This window comes from Faecalicatena sp., from assembly GCF_058819085.1.
Genome location: NZ_JBZUUL010000049.1, coordinates 241,509 through 260,592 on the forward strand (window position 1 = coordinate 241,509; position 19,084 = coordinate 260,592).

A 19,084-nucleotide genomic window follows, 5' to 3' on the forward strand; every position below is an offset into this window, starting at 1 on the left:
TATTATTTTACCAATTGATTACTTTACCACGCTAAATCACTTCGATATAATATCATATTTTTATCCTGATGTCAAGAATTGACGGAAAGACATGCAGCAGAACATTCCGGTCAGGCCATCCTATAAACTCACCTTCAAATGTCCACTAATAGAAGGGGAAGGAACAGGCTGCATTTCCCCCTGTTCCTTCCCCTTCTATTCCTCTTTATTCGCTATCGGCAAAGTGGCTGTTGAAAATCTGCCCCGCCGGTTTTTACATCACCTCAGAACCGCTGTCTCATCCTTTAGATATGGCTGCGGCGGTACTGCTGCTTCCACTTCTCCAGCATGATATTACTCGGCTCCATCTGGAGGTGTTCCTTAATATCTTCCATCTCCTGGCGCATCTGTGCATTGATCTCCACATAGTCGTCATGCTTTGTCAGAAGGATATGGTATTCCTCCAGGGACATGTATTTGTAGGATGCATACAGGTATGGCTTTAGCAGAGCCTTGTCCTCACAGATCTGATAGGCCCTGTCATACATTCTGGCTGATTCCTGGTACAAAAACAGTCTTCCATATGCAGCACCCAGACCCGCATATATCTTCCCATAGAATTTGGGGTCCACACTCTCATCCGGCTCCTCGTTCAATATGGCCTGATAGACGAGAATAGCTTCCTCGATCTCACCGCTTTCCAACAGGTTGTCGCCTTTATACTTCTGGCGTTCAATGTCCTTCTGATTCTTTAAACGCTCCAAAACGTTCTGGATGCGGATCATCTCAGGCTCCCTGAAAATCTTGGAGCTTTTCAGGATCGTCAGTACGAACTTCTCCACTGAACCGTGCAGACGGATCACATCCCTTAGGCTTCCTGCCAGTGCAGTAAGTCCAAGCTCCTCCTCCAGCCAGTTGCAGAGCTGCTCATTCATGATCGTGTAATCAATCAGGTAGAGATTATTGCACAGATAATAGCACAATTCTTCAATTGTATATATTTTGCAATGGATCCTTGTGATCTCATAAGGATGCGTTGCGTGTCTGTCATGACAAAGAATTAAACTTCCCATCATTGCCTCCTAAGTGAATTATCTTCTCTTCCTGAAAATCCGTAGGCAGGAAAAATTCTCCAAACCCTACGTCCCTTGCCGTGATCTTACATGTTTTTTCATCCAGAAACAGCGTTTCTAACTGCAGCCTCATGGAATATTCCCCACGCTTCGGGAAATTCTCCAGCGGGATCACTTCTGTCTTTAATGTTCCCTGCACAAGTGACTCTACATGCAGCTCAATGTCCTCCACATCCTCTAAAAGCACTTCCCACTGATTATTAGATTCATACCAGTGTGCACCCCAGGATACGATCGGATACCACATCTCCTGTCCGTCCACCCGCATATTGACCGTAATCTGGTCGGTCAGCTTAGATTCCGACAGATACACCGGATCCTCGATGTGCATATACATCTTACGGTAAGCCGTATAGCATGCACCCTTGGAATACAGGTTATTCCCGATGAATGCCCTTCTTCCGTTGCAGAGTACACGCAGAGACGTCGGATACCAGTTATTTTCAAACCCCTCTCCTGTCAGAAAAACAGAAGAAACGATCCTTTTATCAAAAACGCCTTCAATAAACTTCCGAAACCGCATATCCGCTTCCTTGGCCTTATCCTCATTCAGTACCGGATAAACTGCCGCCAGCTCCTTCATATGTGCGCTTGCGACCTCATCTACCGTGACAAATGTAGTCTTTCCGCCGCCCAGCCCCGGCTTGAGCCGCCGCAGCATATAAGCTTTGATCTCATTCCTGTCACAGCAGAACAAAGCAGCCTCATACTGCCACAGCTCCTTTGGCTGGTAAAAAAGATAATTGCAAAAGCTTTCCTTATAATCCTGTATAAAGATATGCCGCTTATCAATATTCATCCTTACCGCGATCCCCCGCAGAAGCTGCGCCAGCTCCTCGGTCAGCTCCGGTACGCTAAATACGATACCGTCGATCTGAGGAAATGACTGCAGTGACATCTGTACAAACTTAGACAGAAGCCAGACCGCGTCATAGGTCTCCTCCCCGAATTCAATCTTTTCCCCTGCCAGACTCTTATCCAGAAGCCTTGTAACCGTAAACCCTTCCTTAATCGTCACAAGCCTCTTCGCTTCCTTACCATAAGCCCAGGTATCCCTAAGCTTTCCGATGATCAGCGGAATCTGATAGTTATCCGCGTCCACCTCCATAGTCTCCGGTTCAAGCTGCTGCTCATTATAGAAACTAATCTGGCAGGTCTTCTCATTAATCTCATATCCAATAATATTCCCGTGTCCCATCACAGACAGCCTCCTTGCTGCTTATGTAATTAAGGCCTGGTATGATCAAGCCCTGATTACAAAGTATATCCTGTCAACTCAGTCCCGGTTTTATCGAGTCTTAGTGACATGCCCCATGATACCTGCGGCTTGTTATGCACTCTGGTATCTTAATATTGTTCAAACATATGTGCTGCGATCGCATCCTCTGCTGCGTAGGCCTTCATCTTTACTTCTTTCTCGCGCCCTTCGCACAGAAGGATATCGTTCAGACGTCCATACCGTCCTGATTCTCCCTGCGTCACTTCCTTTACGCAGCTCTCCTTATCACTCCGGTAAGTATTGCCGTCAATGGTTTCCTTAAAATAATATTTCAGCTTTTCGTTTGAGAACAGCACAAACTTCTTAACATAAAGGTTCTCATACATAGGCGTCAATACTTCTGTGGAGTAATCCACCGCCTCTGTCTCTCCCTTTTGCAGCTGATAATACAGCATGACCCTGCTGCCCTTCTGTCCTTTGTACTCGATCAGAGTCTTGTCCCAAAGCTGCAGCTCCACCAGCCAGTCCTTCTCATATGCCAGGAAAAACGGGAAATAAATCTGTTTCCCGCAGAGCTCCTGTAAGAACTTCTTCAGAGTCTTTCGGATCGTGGAATTATATTCTCTCGTGGAGTAGTATTTCAGTACCGCGATCTTGCTGATATCGATCGTATCCTCGCCCTTCTCATATTCACGGCAGATGATATCGATCACACTCTTGCTGATCTTGCGTTCTTCCACCACATAGCCCCTTGCCATATAAGCCAGATATGCCTGCTGCAGGCGGAAGTAGGCTCCCTCTGCATAATACTCCTCAAATACCTGCACCTCTGCAAATAACTCCTCTGAGAACAGCATCTGGGTCAGGATGCGCTCACCCAGCTTATGGGTGTGCACCTCGTATTCCCTGGCTTCCCGCCAGAGCTGTTTCATCTCTGACGTAGCTCCGCAGTAATAGTTGGAAAGGTACGTCAGGATCACCTTATCATACTGCCCCTTCTTAAATAGCTCAAAGCAGATATAAGTCAGAAAATCATCATTCTCATAATTATTTTCACGGATGGTCTTGCTGCACAGTGCAAACAGCTCGTCCTCCTCATAGTTCTCCACACCACGTTCTCTTACCACTTCCAGTGTCAGAGGCTCTTCCTCCTCTTCCATCCGGTTCAGACGCATACTGTTGAGATACTTCTTGCACATATCCATATACCGCAGCTCATAGAACAGTCTCCGGCTTTCATAAGGGATGGAATCTGTGAAATGCCTTCCGTCTCTTGCCTCCCACACGAGCCTGTCCGTTTTCGCATACAAAAATACCTGCGTACCTCTGTCTGTATACGGCACCTTCTGCGTGATCGTGCCATTATCAGAAATAATATGGATAAACTTCATATTCGGTACCTTCGTCGTGATCTCATAGGCATGGCAGATATCGTATAAAGCTTTGATCCGCTCAGGATTCATGGCGCGCTCCGTTACAAAGCGTTTATAAATGATGCGCAGCTGTTCGTCAATATGGCGGCGCTCCAGCTGATTCCACGCAAAAGCCTCCATCTCATCACGGTAATGCGCATAAATCTCACTGGATTCATCCTCGTGTGTGATCAGATTTGAATATAAAAGTGCACACTTGCGGTAATCCAGATTATTTCCGTGCATGAAATACAGATATACCGACCTGGGGAGTGCTTTATGGAAATGCTGTACCCGGATGGACGCCATATAGTATTCATATAACTGTGCGATCTTTAACTCAGACTCCACTGCCTTTTCATACCATTTAAAATAGAGATTGTCTACGCAGTTCCCCTTGATCAGCAGTGTACAGATCGCCGTCAGAATCATAGACTCCTCATACATCTTATAGGCAAGGACAAGGGTTTCATACAGGTGCTTGTCAAACCCTTTCAGCTGACTTGCCAGGTTCGCCGTATACAGGGCCAGCTCCTTTGTCATCAGCTTATACTTGGCCGCAAAGTACAGGACACGCACCTCAAACGTCCCCAGCTTCTTAAGTGAAGAGCTCTTATCCCTGAAACATTTGAACGCTTCCATATAAAACCAGATACTATGGCTCTTCTCTTCATCAAACTGCTGTTCCAGTACACGCAGGCGTTCACTGTAGATCTTATATTCCGAATCCACATTCACCAGCATACAGAGGATCATCCAGCTCTCCGGGTGCTTCATATAGGACTTGGAAAGCTCCTCCGCAACCCTGCGCTGTCCGATAGAATCGTTGCTGAGCAGCGTGGTCAGATATAAATAGTAAGAACTCATCTCCACATTCTTGCCGATGGCAAACCGATTGTAATTATAAGACTCAAGGATCCACTTTGCCTCCTCAAACCGCCTGCCCAGCAGACAGATATGGGCATGGACAAGCAGATAGATCTCATTCTTATTGTCTGCCTCACGGAGATGCTCGATCTTTTTCAAAGACTCCTCCGTCCATGTATTCAGATCTATCCTTCCTGCCTCGTAGGTCAGATAGCGCTTCACAATGCTTGCGAACTCAAGGTCAGCGCTCCGGTAATCCTCCTCGCGCTTCACGTCCTTCTCCACCACGATCTCATACACAAGGGTCTCATAAGGAGTCTCTAAAATGATCTGCCCAAAATTACTTCCCCTGTGCAGCTGCTCTGTCGTAATGATATATTCCAGCCGGTAGGAATTCCCGATAAACTCCTCTGTCGTCAGCTTAGAATGCTCTACGGTCAGGAAATCTCCTTCCGTACGCACATCGATCGTGAGATAGCCCCACGTATTCTTCTTCACCGTCAGAGTCTCCTTGCGGGCTTCCTCCACTTCCATAAAAGCACGGCTCTCCTCCTCCAGTGTCAGGAAGATCTTTTCCTTTTGTTTACAGCCGACAAGGAATTCCTCCAATGCCTGCTGATCCAGCTCCCACTTTCGCATATTATCATAAAGGGCCTGGATACGCTTATCTTCATATTTTAATATCTCATAAAAATCTCTGGAACGGAACAGCTTCTCCGCCTCTGCCGGATCCCTGAAGGAAAGCTTCTTAAAGTCCTCCAGACTCTGTACCTTACCATAGCTTGTCATTACAAATGGCTTCTCAATGATCGCCGTAAACGCGACATCGTATTCTCCGCCATTGCATACGATCGTAAACTTACCATGTTCTACATGTCCCGGCACCAGACCAGAACCATCATATGTATAATAAATATTAACCGGGTTCCCATCGAAGCCCTGTTCCTCACAATGGACACGATAAGAAGAGGGATATACTAACCCTCTGATAGTCCCTTCTCCCTGGTTCTGCAAAGAGAAGCTCCCCTTATACATCTCCCCCTCACCGACACGCATAATGATCCGTGTCTCCGGGAAAATAATCTCTGGCTGCGGAATGTGAAAATCTCCTTTGGAAAGACGTTTAATCTTACTTTTCAAGTTCGTCACCTACTCATCTTGTTGTTCCTTGCTTTTTTTCTTAAGCACGCTATAATGAATTATATCATCATTATAGTATTTCTTGCAACGGGTGAATGAAAGAATTTGAAGGGAGATTGTATACATGAGTACAAAACCAGAGTTTCACGGCAGTGATCTGGAAAAAATAGAGGAATATTATGGCATTCCAAAGGAATCCATCATTTGTTTCGGAGCCAATGTCAACCCCCTGGGACTTTCCGGGAAAGTTAAGGAAGAGATCAAAGAACATTTAGATCTCATCTCTTCCTATCCTGACAGGGAGTATAAAGCGCTTCGCCGCGCTGTCGGAGATTACTTAAGAGTTTCTCCGAAACACGTCCTTGTCGGAAATGGTTCCACAGAATTGATATCCCTGCTGATCGAACAGCGCTGCCCGAAAAAAGCTTTGATCCTTGGACCTACCTACTCCGAATATGCCAGAGAGCTTTCCTTCTCAGGCAGCACACAGGAGTACTATCATCTGACGCCGGACAATGGATTTCATCTTGACCTTCCAGATTTTGTCAACAGGCTGCAGGAAGGCTTTGACCTTCTTATCATCTGCAATCCAAACAATCCGACCTCCTCTGTCATCAAAACAGATGAGATGCGCCAGATTTTAAGGGCATGCCGGGACACCAATACTTTTGTCATGATCGACGAGACCTATGTGGAATTTGTCCCGGATATTGAGGAGGTGACTGCCATGTCCTTCCTCGAAGAATTTGACCACTTCATGGTACTGCGTGGTGTTTCCAAATTTTTCGCTGCCCCCGGCCTGAGGCTTGGCTACGGAGTCACTAGCAATCAGGCTTTTCTGGAGCGTGTAAAAGAACACCAGATCCCCTGGTCACTGAACAGCATCGGTGCTTTTGCGGGGGAGCGGATGCTAAAGGATCATGAGTATATAGAAAGGACCCGCAGTCTGATCTCCCGTGAACGGACGAGGATGTTAAAGGAATTAAAGAAACTAGCAGATATCCGGGTCTTTGAAGCCCATGCTAATTTTATATTGATACAGCTGCAAAAAGACGATCTCACTGCTTATGATGTATTCGAAGCTTTAATAAGGCAGGGGCTGATGATACGGGACTGCTCCTCCTTCCAATGCCTTAAGGGAGAATATATTAGATTTTGTGTGATGATGCCCAAAGCAAATACAAGGCTGCTGAAAGCCTTAAAGGAGATCCTGGAATGATCCGGTATCAGCCGATTTCCTGTCTCATAAAAAAGCACCCTGGAAATGTAAGGATACAGATCCATTTCCAGAGTGCCTTTTTCCAACCTATTCTACTTTAAGATCAAAGCAATAAACTCTAAATCTTCGTTTCCTGTATTTTTCATCCCGTGGCCCTTACCGTCCTCGCAGAAGGTCACGTCCCCTGCCTCTACCGGAACAGCCTTTCCGTCATCATCATACATTCCTTTTCCGGAAAGAATATAATAAGTCTCTGTCTCGCCGTGATGCTCATGATGTCCCAGCTCGCAGTTTGGTTTCAGCGTCACCTTAGAAAACATCTTACAGTGTTCCCCTAACTGCTCCTGTGAAAGCAGTGCCTCCTTCATAATAAATCCTGCACCGCCGTTTACCTTCTCCACGGTCTCCACTTTTCTTTCTCCTGCTTTTGTCATCATCATGCCCTCCCTGCTTAAAATTCTTTCATCATCTGTTTATAATTGAGAGGCTTATATCCCAGCCTTTCATATAATGCTGCTGCTCTTGTATTATCCTCTTCCACTTCCAGGCGGAATCTTAAAACGCCCTCTTCTTTATGTTCCTCCACATAAGCAAAGAATTCACTCCCCAAGCCTTTGGAACGGAATTCTTCCAAAATGTAGAGTTCCTCCAGCCAGTACACATATCCTCCCGCTTCCTGTGAAAAGGTTTTCGCGATCAGGCCGTATCCTGCCGGCTGCCCATCATATTCCAGAATGAAGGCTCTCACATAAGTGCCGCCGTTGATGCATTCCTCAAAAGTCCTTTCAAAATAAGAATCAGGAACCGGATGCAGCACTGCCGGTGAATGATAGAAATCATGTGCCATCTTCAAATATAATTCTCTGTCTTCCTGCTTCAATTCTCGTATCATAAAAACCTCCTGCTTCATAACTCCTATTCATGGAGAATATGGAATCATCCTAACATACTTTTACTAAAACTGCCAGGGGATTTAAGGAGTTCCTTTCTGATTCTTTCTCTTTTTTTAAGATTTCTTCTCCCCGCTTTGTGTTATAATGTATTTATAAATAGACTTTATTTTTACCACACAGAGAAAGGATGGTGCTTTATGGAACTAAATGAAGGTTTAAAAAAAATATTTTTGGCAGGTGTAGGTGCTGTTGCAACTACGGCAGAGACAGCAAAGGATGTTGTGGATAATCTGGTAAAAAAAGGGGAACTGACCATGGAGCAGGGCAAGGTTTTAAACGAAGAGTTAAAACAAAGTGCCAAAGAAAAGTTAAAAGAGCATGTTTCCGTGACTGTTGTCAAAGAATACAAGGATGCCATGGCCGCTGTGGAACATATGGGTGCTGACGAGCTTGAAGCCCTGAAAGCCAAGATCGCTGAGGCCGAGGCTGCCAATGCTCAAAAATGTGAGGAGGCACAGGCTGCTTCCGGCGAGACTCCAAAAGAAGACAGTTGCTGCTGTGAAGACACAGAAGAGACCTGCCCCAAAGACGAAGCTGCCTGCTGCCCTGAGGATGCTGCAAAGGAATGCTGTGAGCAGGCATGTGATGCGTGTGACTGTCCTGATCCCGAAGCCTGTGATGAGGACAAGACTTTATAAACATTTTGGCAGACATCTTAGGCAGTAAGGCCTTTGACCCACTGACACGGAGCTGATTATGGATGAAAGGATTGTAATGCAGGAACAACATGACAGGGAAGCTCCCGCTTCTGACAGGAGACTTCGTGAGATCCTCGGCGTGCTCAGGCGCCATCAGATCACACACGGACTGACTCCGGTAAAGCTGCGGGAGATTTTCGAAGACCTGGGGCCTACTTATGTTAAGCTTGGTCAGATCATGTCCATGCGCTCGGACATGCTGCCAGAGTCTTACTGCAAGGAACTGACAAAGCTGAGGACAGAAGTAAAGCCCCTGCCCTTTTCCGTCATTTCCCAGGTAATTGAAACAGAATTGAAGAAACCACTGACGGAGGTTTTTTCCAGTATCGAAGCTGTTCCTCTGGGCTCGGCTTCCATCGCACAGGTACATCCCGCCATCTTAAAAGATGGTACCAGGGTAGTGATCAAGATTCAGCGGCCGGCGATCCAGCAGACCATGCAGAATGATATCGGGCTTTTAAAAAAAGCTGCCACACTATTGAAGCTGGCTGTCGGTACCGAAGACCTGATCGACTTCAAGACCATTTTAGATGAACTTTGGAAGACTACGCAGGAAGAGATGAATTTTATCCAGGAGGCCGAGAATCTGGATCTGTTTTATAAAAATCAAAGGGATATCGTGTATGCCACATGTCCACAGGTATTCCATGAATTAACGACGCCCCGCCTTTTGGTGATGGAATATATGGACGGGATTCAGATCGATGAGACGAAGCGCCTGACTGACGCCGGGTATGACATGACAGAGATCGGGCAGAAGGCTGCTGAGAATTACTGCAAGCAGATCCTGGAGGACGGTTTTTTCCATGCCGACCCTCATCCCGGCAACCTTTGGATCGTGGGCGGGAAAATTGCCTGGCTGGATCTGGGTATGACGGGAACGCTGACACAGCATAATAAGCAGTTATTGAAAAAGGCAATCACCGCCATCCTGGAAAATGATATCTACACATTAAAAAATGTGCTCCTGGCATTCGGCGAGCCGCGCGAGCGTGTGAACCACGCACGGCTGTATACCGATGTTGATGATATTCTGAGTAAGTATATGTCCATGGATTTCGGAACCATGAAACTCGGCGAGCTGATCGAGCGGATGCTGGAACTGGTAAAAGAACATAAACTTGCGATCACACCGGATGTCACCTTACTGGGACGCAGCATGATTACTATGGAAGGGACGCTGGCTGCCTGTGCTCCTGAGGTGAACATCCTCCAGATATTAAGGCTCCATATGTCTAACCTGATCCTAAAGGAATTAGATGTCAAAAAGCTGTTACAGTACAAAGGGAGACAGCTCTACACTTCCATGGACAAGTCGCTGGACATCCCGGCTCTGCTTTCTGACCTGCTGAATATTACCAAGAATGGACAGGCACAGCTGAACCTCCAGATCTCAGATTTCGAGGATATCCGTATTGGTATCCGCCGTACAGCCAACCGTTTCATTTTGAGTGTCCTGGCTGTCGGGCTGTTCATCGGTTCCAGTCTGATCCTGGATTCTGCATCGATCCCCGCCTGGTTTGGCATCCCGTGGCTTAGCTTCATCGGGTATCTGATCTCCGGCGGGCTTACCCTGGGAATCATATTCCGGATTCTCTTTTCTAAAAAGTAAAACGTAACAGAAAATCAGATGCCCCTGGCAGGCCGGATCTTTGTTCCGGCCTGCCAGGGGCATATCAGGTTTTTATCCAAGATTATTTAGATAGCGGTATTTAAAACGTTTCCATCCGGTTTGCATTTTACCGGTCTGCTCTGCTGTATCAAAGACGATCCGAAACAGCTTTTCGTGCTCTGCCTTAGACGGACAGGATGGTCCGAACAGGGTCTGCCAGACAATCATATGTATCCATTCCCAGTCCGGCTTAGAAATATTCGGAATCCATTCCGGCAGTGATTGAAAGGTCTGTGCGTCAGCCGGATCCATTTTTTCCATCCCTAAAAATACGGCAATATCATACAGGCTTTGATAAAGCTCCAGGATCCCTCTGCCCTGCCGGTATTTTCTGCATCTTAAGAATCTTTGTTTTCTGCGCAGGGCAGACTGAAAGAAAAATACACCCACAAGGATGACCAGGCTTCCTGCTCCTGCCAGGATTCCCACCAGAACCTTTTTCACCGGAGATTCTTTGATAGGTGGATTTTCGCTGCTATTCTGGGCAGGCGGCAGTGCCTGCGGCTCATCCCCTGTATAGGGAAGTGTATGTTCCCGGATCGTCCAGCCATCATCATAAGTCTCACACCACGCGTGGCCCATATCCCCTGTCACCTGGGCAGTATAAGTACCATCCGGCTGTTTTTGAAAGGCCGAAGCCGGGATCGCAAATCCCTGTGCATATCTGGCCTGGAAGCCAAAGATCCGGTACATAAGCGTCGCCGTAGTCGCAAAGTGGACACAGAACCCCTTCTTATTTTCAAACAGAAAATATTCCGAGAAATCCTGATCCTTAGGTGTCGGCCCTGGCTGATAATCATATACTGTCTGTTTTTCAAACAGCTGCTGGATAAACCGTGCGGCATCCTCGATATTGTCTACTTTCTGTTTACGGCACAAAGAAACAAGCTCTCCCAAATTCCCGGGATATTCGCTGTACTCAGGATAAACCTCCTCCCCTAAAGGCATTGGACTCCAGGAGTTCCCGTCATAGCCTCCTCCATATTCCTCAGGATAGTAGTAGGTGCCCTTTGGCTGTTCTTTCACTGTTACCGTAATTCCTTTCCCGTCACCGGGAGAGAAGGCCGCAATCGATTTCAAATCTTGTGCCCCTGATACTCCCCCTGTGCTCCCATCCAGATCCGAAGGAGGCGCAGGTGTCCGGGCGTCCTTCTCCTGTTTTTCTAAATCTGCCACTTCCTCCTCAGATTCTGGCTCCTTAGAAGTATCCTCTTTGGTTTTCTGCTCTTTTCTGGCTTTCTCATCTGTCTCCTCTTTTTTCTGTGCATCCTTCTCTTTTTCTGCACTGCCTGTCAGATCTGCCACCCTTTGGATCACATTTTCAGTGACTGCGCTGCGCGCTTTAAGATAAAACCCGTCTTCGGATCTCTTCATAGATTCAACAGGCTTTACGGCCGCCGAGCCGATCAAAAACAGCAGGAAAATGCAGACAAACGCCGATACACCGCTTTTTACCGCTGTTTTTCCCGAATTTCCTCCGCATACCGCAAAATACATTCCCGCGCCGAACAAAAGCAGCCAGCAGGACTGCATCGATATAAAATATCCTTCTACGGCTGACAAAACAGCCGGAAATAATATCGCAGCAAATGCCAGTACCCGGCCTCTGTTCCTGGTGATCACATAACACCAAAGCAGCAGAAGCGGTACTATGGCAAATGCGGTCAGAAAGCCCAGCATCCACTCAGATACTGCGGGCACCTTATAAAGCTGAAGAGAAACGGCCCCTTCATCATGAACACGCAGATATGCGTTAGCTATGGTATTCACCATCGCAGCCGCCAGCGCCTTCTTTTTCCAGAACAAAACTGCCGCGGCCCCTGTGAACGCCAGAAAACTAATGAACCGCACCTTTCGCGGCCCCGCTGCCCACAGGCTTGCCAATACCGAAAACAGAAGCAGGAATCCATACATCCATCTTTCCTTTACCGGGATTGTAAAGACTGACAGAAACGCCCGCTGCCAGGCTGCTGCCAGCAGCCAGACAAAGACTGCCCTCATCAGGACCAGCAGCACGCTGCCCCCTCCAGAGAATCCTGTCTCTCTTCTATTCCCGGTCTCATACAGACGGACGCCTGTCCTGCTCTTTTTTCTTATGTACATCATGCTCCCCCTATACCTGCAGTAATTCCTGTGCTTCTCCATTTACCTTGATGATGCCCTGTCCGTCGATGGTAATGATACTGCTGAAATGATCTCCTAAAAAGGCATCTTCGTAAGCGATCTGTGCCATCTCATGATTTTTATATGGCTCAATATCCAAAAGCCGCCATACCAATTCATAGACCGCCTCAGCCCCATTGACCTTATACTTCACGACCTGCTCATTCTTTTCCTCGAACCAGGCAGCCATATGGATACACTTTTCTTCTGTCAGAGTCATACAGATGGATGCTGCATTCTCAAGCATCCGGTCAAAGCCCTCCGCACTCATCCCATTCTCCGGGAAATCCAGCCAAAGCAGCACTACACAGCCAAGCGGGAATCCCCGCTCCTTTACCATGAGCTCCCCTTCCTTCGCCGTCAGCTTCCAGTGAATATCATGGACAGAATCCATGGGGCGGTATTTACGGATACGATAAGTCTCCGCCGGATCATCGCCGCCTCTTTCCATAGAATGCTCCTCTGCATCTGCCAAAAATTCTCTCGTCCCCCTGCTGACCTCCAGGGGGATCAGCTCAAACGCAGGCATGATCCCGATCGCTGCCGTATCACGAAGTCTCACCCTTGTGCCAAATATCCCGAGAAGATCATAGATCCAGAGGCACTCCAGGCAGACTGACATTCTGCCGCAGTAATCGACGTTCAGAATATATTCCTGCACTTTTGTTCCCCGGCTTTCCACCATTCCTGACAGCAGCTTGTATACCCCCATTTTTTTTGCGCCTCTTGGCCTTCCTCCGGTCCGCTCCGTAAAAAGACTGCTGCCTGCCCGAATCTCCATCCGGTATTTGGCGCTCCAGATCCTTGATGTATTTTTCACCCAGATCCTGATTCTGATCTTACTATGTTTTTCCCCCATTGAAGGTACTTTATAGAGGCCTGCCGTAATCCTGCCTCTCATAAAATGCAGATACAGAAAGGAAAATACCGGATAAATGCATCCCAGCACAAGGATCACTGTCAGCGCTGCCTCATCATACATCAGAAACAGGTATACGATGACCAGCACTGCTGCCAAATATATGCCAACCCTTTTCTTCATCTTCTGCTCCTATCCTCAACGCTTTGTGACAGAAGGCCTGCGTACCTCCTCAAGTACCTTCTCCAGGACATCCTCCTTTTGAATATGCCCCACCTTTGCCTTGGTACTAAGCTGTATCCTGTGCATCGCTGTACATGCGAAGACCTCCTTCACATCCTCCGGCACCACATAATTACGGCCCTTTAAGTATGCTCCTGCCCTCGCCATAGCTGTCATCGCCACGGCACCACGCGGACTTAATCCCATGGTGATCCATTCCGTCTCCCTCGTCTTCTTTGCCAGCTGCGCGATATAGGTATAGACCACATCATGCACAAATATATCCTCCACCTCTTCCTGAGCCTTCAGAAGCCACTGTGCCGTCATTACCCGCTTAACGGCATCCGTTGTACGTCCCGACTGGTTCCGTTTTAAAATCTCAACTTCCTCCTTCACCGTCGGATATCCCATATTCACGCAGATCATAAACCGATCCAGCTGTGCCTCCGGCAGAAGCTGTGTCCCTGCCGACCCGGTGGGATTCTCTGTCGCGATTACGACAAAGGGATTCCCCGTGGGACGCGTCACTCCGTCCACGGTTACCTGCCGCTCCTCCATGGCCTCCAAAAGAGCGGATTGTGTCTTGGGAGACGTCCTGTTGATCTCATCCGCAAGCAGAAGATTACACATCACAGCTCCGGGCTGGTAAACAAATGATTCCGAAGCTTTCTGATACACCGTGAATCCTGTCAGGTCTGCCGGAAGTACATCCGGCGTAAACTGCACCCGTTTCTCCTCCAGCCCCATGGCCCTGGAAAAAGCCAGTGCCATCGTTGTCTTCCCTGTTCCCGGGATATCCTCCACTAAAACATGGCCCTTCGCCAGGATTGCCATCATCATCTTATTGATCACATCGGCTTTTCCAACCACTGCCTTCCCGACCTCGCGGATCACACCCTCCACAGCATCTCTGTATTCTGTCATATGCCCCGTCCTTTCCCGCATTCCCTGATGCCTGCTCTATTTTTTATTTTACCGTCCTAATTCAAAAACGCGGTATCTCTCAAAATTGATTCATTACCAATCTTTTTTATTATAGCACATTACGACAGTTTACTCTCTTTTTTAATACATTTTTTATAACCGCTCTCTTATCTGCCAGTATCTTTTGCAGTCATCTTTCCTATTGTACGATCCGATAGTATTCTCTGGATGTAAATGCAAATACGCCTGCATAGAATACTGCAAACACCAGTACCGTCCCCACTGTGCACCCAAAGAACAGGTTTACATTCGTCAGATTCATGACTGCCAAGAGTTTCGTCACCGTTTTGAAGGCAAATGCCACATGCACGATCGCCACGATAAGCGGCAGGAAGAATACCATAAGCACCTGACTCTTGATCGACCTTTTTACTTCCTTCTTGCTCATTCCGACCTTCTGCATGATCTGGTAACGGTTCCTGTCATCGTATCCCTCTGAAATCTGTTTGTAATAGATGATCAATACCGCAGCCATCAGGAACAATGCCCCGACAAACACACCCAAGAACAAAAAGCCTCCATATAATGCGTAAAAATCTGCCCGGAATGCTGACTCATATTCTGAGCTTGTACTGACAGCTTCCTTAGAAATCCGTTCGTTCATTGCTTTCATTGCTTCTTCCTTGGATGCTTCCTTCCCCTTTAGGTCAAAATCATCCACATAAGTCAGCCGGTCAGTTTCATCAAAACCATATGTTTCCTTTAACTCTACGATCTTTTCTACATCGGGCACGATCATCACAAAACTTTTCACTACATTCGACGTCTCAGCATTGGGCCTGAACTCGTTCCGAAGCACCTTCTTGACCTGAAAACGTTCCTCTTCTACCTGAATGGTGTCAGAATCCCACTTATCATCCGGCGCACACAAAATGACCTGATCTGCCTTTAGCACCTCTTCCTTCTGTTCCATCCGGTTATAATCCGACAATGGAATGAATTCTAATGTTCGAAAATCTTCTGTTTCATAAGAAGTATCTTTGTTATTTTCCAGCAGAAGCTGATTGTCTTTTTTATTATAGATGGCAGTAAAAGAGCCGTATCTGAAGTTGCTGCGGTTTTCAACCTGTACTCCCGCTTCCTTGGTTTCTTCTTCTATGATCTGACTGATCTTATCAATATTTTCCTGGGATGCATCACGGGCAAATACACTGAAATCCGTTGGAAAACGTGTTTCCAGAATATCTTCCATACCTGCATACAAGGATACCGTTACGGAGATCAAAACAAGGACTACCGTACTCATGATACAGATGTTCGCAAGTCCCACGGCATTTTGTTTCATCCGGTAGATCATGCCGGATACGGATATAAAATGCCTGCTCTGGTAATAGAAATTCTTATTTTTTTTCAACAGCTTTAAAATTGCAATGCTGCCTGCCGTAAAGAGGCAGTATGTTCCCACGATGACCAGCACAACTGCAATAAAAAATTTACTGATCGCCGCAAGCGGAGACTGCGTAGTCTGAGCGATATAATATCCGGCACCCAGTGTTGCCACGCCTAAAAGTGCAAGAATCCACTTCGTTTTTGGTTCCTTTTCCCCTTGATTTCCTCCATGCAGAAGCTCTGCCGGATTCGCCGTCTGTACCTGCAGAAGGTTAAAAAGCAAAGTTACAACAAAGACAGCAAGGAACAGATTGACCGTAACCACCATGGCTTGCGGCTCTACCGCAAACTGAAGCGGCACCTCAAAGTGAAGCATTTTCAAAAGAACCAGAAACATCAGCCTTCCGAAGAGCATTCCCAAAAGCAGGCCGGAAATAAGGCTGACTGCTGCCGTGAGGATCGTCTCCCAGATCATCATCTTTGCCAGGTTGCCTTTATCCATCCCCAGCACCTGGTACAGACCGAGTTCCTTTTTCCTCTGCTTTACAAGAAAACTGTTTGTATAGAAGAGAAAGATTGCAGAAAATATCCCTGTGATCACGTCAGCCCAGGACAGGATTATCTTAAGCGAAGCGGCACCCGGCATCTGATCCAGCCCTGTATTCCTTCCGATGGCGTTCATCACATAGAACATCATGACGATCAGGATACAGGTAATCATGTATGGGATATATGTCTTTCCGTTCTTTTTAATATTTGTGAAAGCAAGCTTGGGATAAAACATTACCGGTCACCTCCTGTGGACAGGACTGTCAGAGATTCTGCGATCCTCTGATACATTTCTTCATTTGTGAGATTTCCTCTGTAAATCTGATGGAACACTTCCCCGTCTTTGATGAAAAGCACACGGTTGGCATGGCTGGCTGCCTTCACACTATGCGTCACCATCAGGATCGTCTGTCCCTCCCGGTTGATCTGTGAAAAAAGTGCCAGCAGATCGTCTGACGCCTTAGAATCCAATGCTCCCGTAGGCTCATCTGCAAGGATGAGCTGGGGCCTGGTGATCAGGGCACGAGCAACTGCCGCTCTCTGCTTCTGTCCGCCGGATACTTCATAGGGGAACTTTTTTAACAGATCTGTGATGCCCAGCTTCTCTGCGATGGGCATTAGTTTTTCATGCATCTGCTCATATTTCTTTCCCGCCAGTACAAGCGGAAGGTAGATATTATCCTCCAGTGAGAAGGTGTCCAACAGATTGAAATCCTGAAAGACGAAGCCTAAGTTCTGCCTTCTGAATGCCGCCATCTCGCGGTCCTTTATGGTACTTAAGTCACGTCCTTTTAAATAAACCTTTCCGCTGGTCGGTTTATCTAAGGATGCTAGGATGTTCAGAAGTGTTGTTTTTCCGGAACCGGACTCCCCCATGATGGCAACATATTCCCTCGGCTCAACCGAGAATGTCACGTCAGAAAGCGCCTGCACCTGGCTTCCTCCGAATCTGGTTGTATAAATTTTCTTTACATTTTTAACGTCTAATAATGACATATTGATTTCCTGCCTTTCCTTCTATATTTATTTTTGCATTCTCTTTTCCTCTGCATGATTATTATAACGTGGAGGCTGCGTCACAATCCATAACTTAAGCTTTCAAAATCATATGGAATCCTTACGTTTTTGTAAGATTGAGCAAACTTCTTATTTCCTGGTCCCAGGTGACGAAATGCTTCTTCCCGGTCCTGGTTTCTTTCTGTAACGATTTTTTGCTTTTCAGACTCTATTATACAAATTTCTCTGTTTCTTTCCACCAAAATGTGTTATTATATTAACGTATTTTAAAGAATAGCGAGAATCAATGAATGGAGAAGAAAGCTATGAGTTTAATTGAAACAGTAAAAGACGCCGGTATCGTAGGGGCCGGTGGGGCAGGATTTCCTACACATGTGAAGTTGAACACGAAGGCAGAATATTTTATCGTCAATGCTGCCGAGTGTGAACCATTGATTGAGACAGATAAGTATCTTTGCAGAACATTTGCTGATGAGCTGATCAAAGGCATTACCTATATTGCAGACCACCTCGAGGCGAAGAAGCGCTACATCGCACTGAAAGCAAAATATAAACCAGAGATCGCCGCACTGCGGGAGGCTATCGAGAAAAACCATGCGGATATCGAGATCTTCGAGATGAGGACTTACTATCCGGCCGGTGACGAGCAGATCATCGTACAGCAGATCACCGGAAAGACCGTTCCCGAGCGCGGAATCCCGATCGAGGTCGGCGCCGTTGTCGATAATGTGGGAACTGTTCTTGGCATTTACCGTGCTGTCACAGAGGGGGCTAAGGTAACGGACAAGTATCTTTCCGTTGTAGGCGAAGTAAAAGAGCCCGTCATGCTCAAGGTTCCGATCGGTACCTCCATCCGTACCTGTGTGGAGGCTGCACAGCCGAATATCTCTGATTATGCAGTGATCTTAGGCGGACCGATGATGGGAAAAGTTTTCTCTGACGATGCTATGATCGACAAACAGGTCGTTACTAAGACAACAGGGAACATCATCGTACTTGCGAAGGATCATTACCTGATCAATAAGACCAAGGTTTCCATCGAACGGATCAAGCACCAGGCACGAAGCGCCTGTATCCAGTGCCGTATGTGTACGGATCTGTGCCCGCGTTTCCAGACAGGACACAGCATCAAGCCGCATCTTGTCATGCGTAATGTGTGGAGGGAAGAGATCATCGATTCTAATGAAGAGTTTGCAAAGAGCTTCGGCGATGCCGTGAACTGCTCAAGCTGCGGTGTCTGTGAGATGTTCTCCTGTCCGATGGGTCTTTCTCCAAGAAAAGTGAATGACTATATGAAGGTGAAGCTGCGTGAGAGAGGGATCATGATCGATAAGACTCCGAACCCGACCGCAAGACCTACCATCGACTTAAACCGTATCCCGACTGACCGTCTGATCTCCAGATTAGGACTTGCTCAGTACAACGGGCGCCATGCACACAGCTGTACGGATCTGCTTCCTAAGGAGGTATTCATCCCGCTGTCACAGCATATCGGCAAACCAGCCGCACCTGTTGTAAAAGCCGGTGACACAGTACATAAAGGTGATCTGATCGGTAAGGCTGACGAAGCTGGATTATCTGCCAATATCCATGCAAGCGTTGACGGAACAGTAACCGAGGCAGCACCTGGCGGCATCAGAATTAATGTAAACTAATGGAGGAATCAAAA

At 47.0% G+C, this 19,084-nt stretch carries 14 protein-coding genes; 4 read left to right on the forward strand and 10 right to left on the reverse strand.

The genetic code is table 11. From position 1 onward, the window contains the following. Positions 1 to 284: 284 nt before the first annotated feature. The 3 genes from AC4OGX_RS21760 to AC4OGX_RS21770 all read right to left on the reverse strand — a co-directional run bounded on the left by AC4OGX_RS21760 (position 285) and on the right by AC4OGX_RS21770 (position 5,750). The gene (locus AC4OGX_RS21760) at positions 285 to 1,052 is read right to left on the reverse strand and encodes a hypothetical protein (protein WP_493333003.1); all 768 of its coding nucleotides are present in this window, start codon (positions 1,050 to 1,052) and stop codon (positions 285 to 287) included. Then, the gene (locus tag AC4OGX_RS21765) at positions 1,027 to 2,310 is read right to left on the reverse strand and encodes a DUF5716 family protein (RefSeq protein WP_216244528.1); all 1,284 of its coding nucleotides are present in this window, start codon (positions 2,308 to 2,310) and stop codon (positions 1,027 to 1,029) included. The genes AC4OGX_RS21760 and AC4OGX_RS21765 overlap by 26 nt, the downstream gene beginning before the upstream one ends. 149 nt (positions 2,311 to 2,459) lie before the next feature. Beyond that, positions 2,460 to 5,750, reverse strand: a complete 3,291-nt coding sequence (locus AC4OGX_RS21770) for a DUF5717 family protein (protein WP_493333006.1) — start codon at positions 5,748 to 5,750, stop codon at positions 2,460 to 2,462. A gap of 124 nt (positions 5,751 to 5,874) precedes the next feature. Between AC4OGX_RS21770 and AC4OGX_RS21775 the strand changes: the two genes are divergently transcribed. Then, positions 5,875 to 6,969, forward strand: a complete 1,095-nt coding sequence (locus AC4OGX_RS21775; RefSeq protein WP_493333007.1) for a pyridoxal phosphate-dependent aminotransferase — start codon at positions 5,875 to 5,877, stop codon at positions 6,967 to 6,969. A gap of 92 nt (positions 6,970 to 7,061) precedes the next feature. Here AC4OGX_RS21775 and AC4OGX_RS21780 read toward each other — a convergent pair whose 3' ends face one another. Further along, a complete protein-coding gene (locus AC4OGX_RS21780; RefSeq protein ID WP_493333069.1) occupies positions 7,062 to 7,403 on the reverse strand; it encodes a cupin domain-containing protein in 342 nt (113 codons plus the stop codon). Between the two features lie 17 nt (positions 7,404 to 7,420). After that, positions 7,421 to 7,861, reverse strand: coding sequence for a GNAT family N-acetyltransferase (locus AC4OGX_RS21785; protein ID WP_493333008.1), 441 nt, complete (start codon positions 7,859 to 7,861; stop codon positions 7,421 to 7,423). Between the two features lie 198 nt (positions 7,862 to 8,059). Between AC4OGX_RS21785 and AC4OGX_RS21790 the strand changes: the two genes are divergently transcribed. Together AC4OGX_RS21790 and AC4OGX_RS21795 are read left to right on the forward strand one after the other, a co-directional pair. Beyond that, a complete protein-coding gene (locus tag AC4OGX_RS21790) occupies positions 8,060 to 8,560 on the forward strand; it encodes a phasin family protein (protein ID WP_493333009.1) in 501 nt (166 codons plus the stop codon). Positions 8,561 to 8,618: 58 nt separating this feature from the next. Further along, on the forward strand, positions 8,619 to 10,232 hold the full coding sequence (locus AC4OGX_RS21795) for an ABC1 kinase family protein (protein WP_493333010.1): 1,614 nt from the start codon (positions 8,619 to 8,621) through the stop codon (positions 10,230 to 10,232). A 72-nt stretch (positions 10,233 to 10,304) separates the two neighbouring features. On the opposite strand, the gene AC4OGX_RS21800 is transcribed toward AC4OGX_RS21795, so the two are convergent. The 5 genes from AC4OGX_RS21800 to AC4OGX_RS21820 form a co-directional block, all read right to left on the reverse strand. Then, entirely contained in the window at positions 10,305 to 12,398 is a 2,094-nt protein-coding gene (locus AC4OGX_RS21800; RefSeq protein ID WP_493333011.1) for a transglutaminase domain-containing protein, read from the reverse strand. 7 nt (positions 12,399 to 12,405) lie between these two features. After that, a complete protein-coding gene (locus tag AC4OGX_RS21805) occupies positions 12,406 to 13,497 on the reverse strand; it encodes a DUF58 domain-containing protein (RefSeq protein ID WP_493333012.1) in 1,092 nt (363 codons plus the stop codon). A gap of 15 nt (positions 13,498 to 13,512) precedes the next feature. Beyond that, a complete protein-coding gene (locus AC4OGX_RS21810; protein ID WP_493333013.1) occupies positions 13,513 to 14,460 on the reverse strand; it encodes an AAA family ATPase in 948 nt (315 codons plus the stop codon). 199 nt (positions 14,461 to 14,659) lie between these two features. Further along, positions 14,660 to 16,633, reverse strand: coding sequence for an ABC transporter permease (locus AC4OGX_RS21815; protein ID WP_493333015.1), 1,974 nt, complete (start codon positions 16,631 to 16,633; stop codon positions 14,660 to 14,662). Beyond that, entirely contained in the window at positions 16,633 to 17,394 is a 762-nt protein-coding gene (locus tag AC4OGX_RS21820) for an ABC transporter ATP-binding protein (RefSeq protein WP_493333016.1), read from the reverse strand. The genes AC4OGX_RS21815 and AC4OGX_RS21820 overlap by 1 nt, the downstream gene beginning before the upstream one ends. 326 nt (positions 17,395 to 17,720) lie before the next feature. Here AC4OGX_RS21820 and AC4OGX_RS21825 point away from each other — a divergent pair, with 326 nt between their 5' ends. After that, positions 17,721 to 19,070, forward strand: a complete 1,350-nt coding sequence (locus tag AC4OGX_RS21825; RefSeq protein WP_493333017.1) for a 4Fe-4S dicluster domain-containing protein — start codon at positions 17,721 to 17,723, stop codon at positions 19,068 to 19,070. Positions 19,071 to 19,084 lie beyond the last annotated feature (14 nt).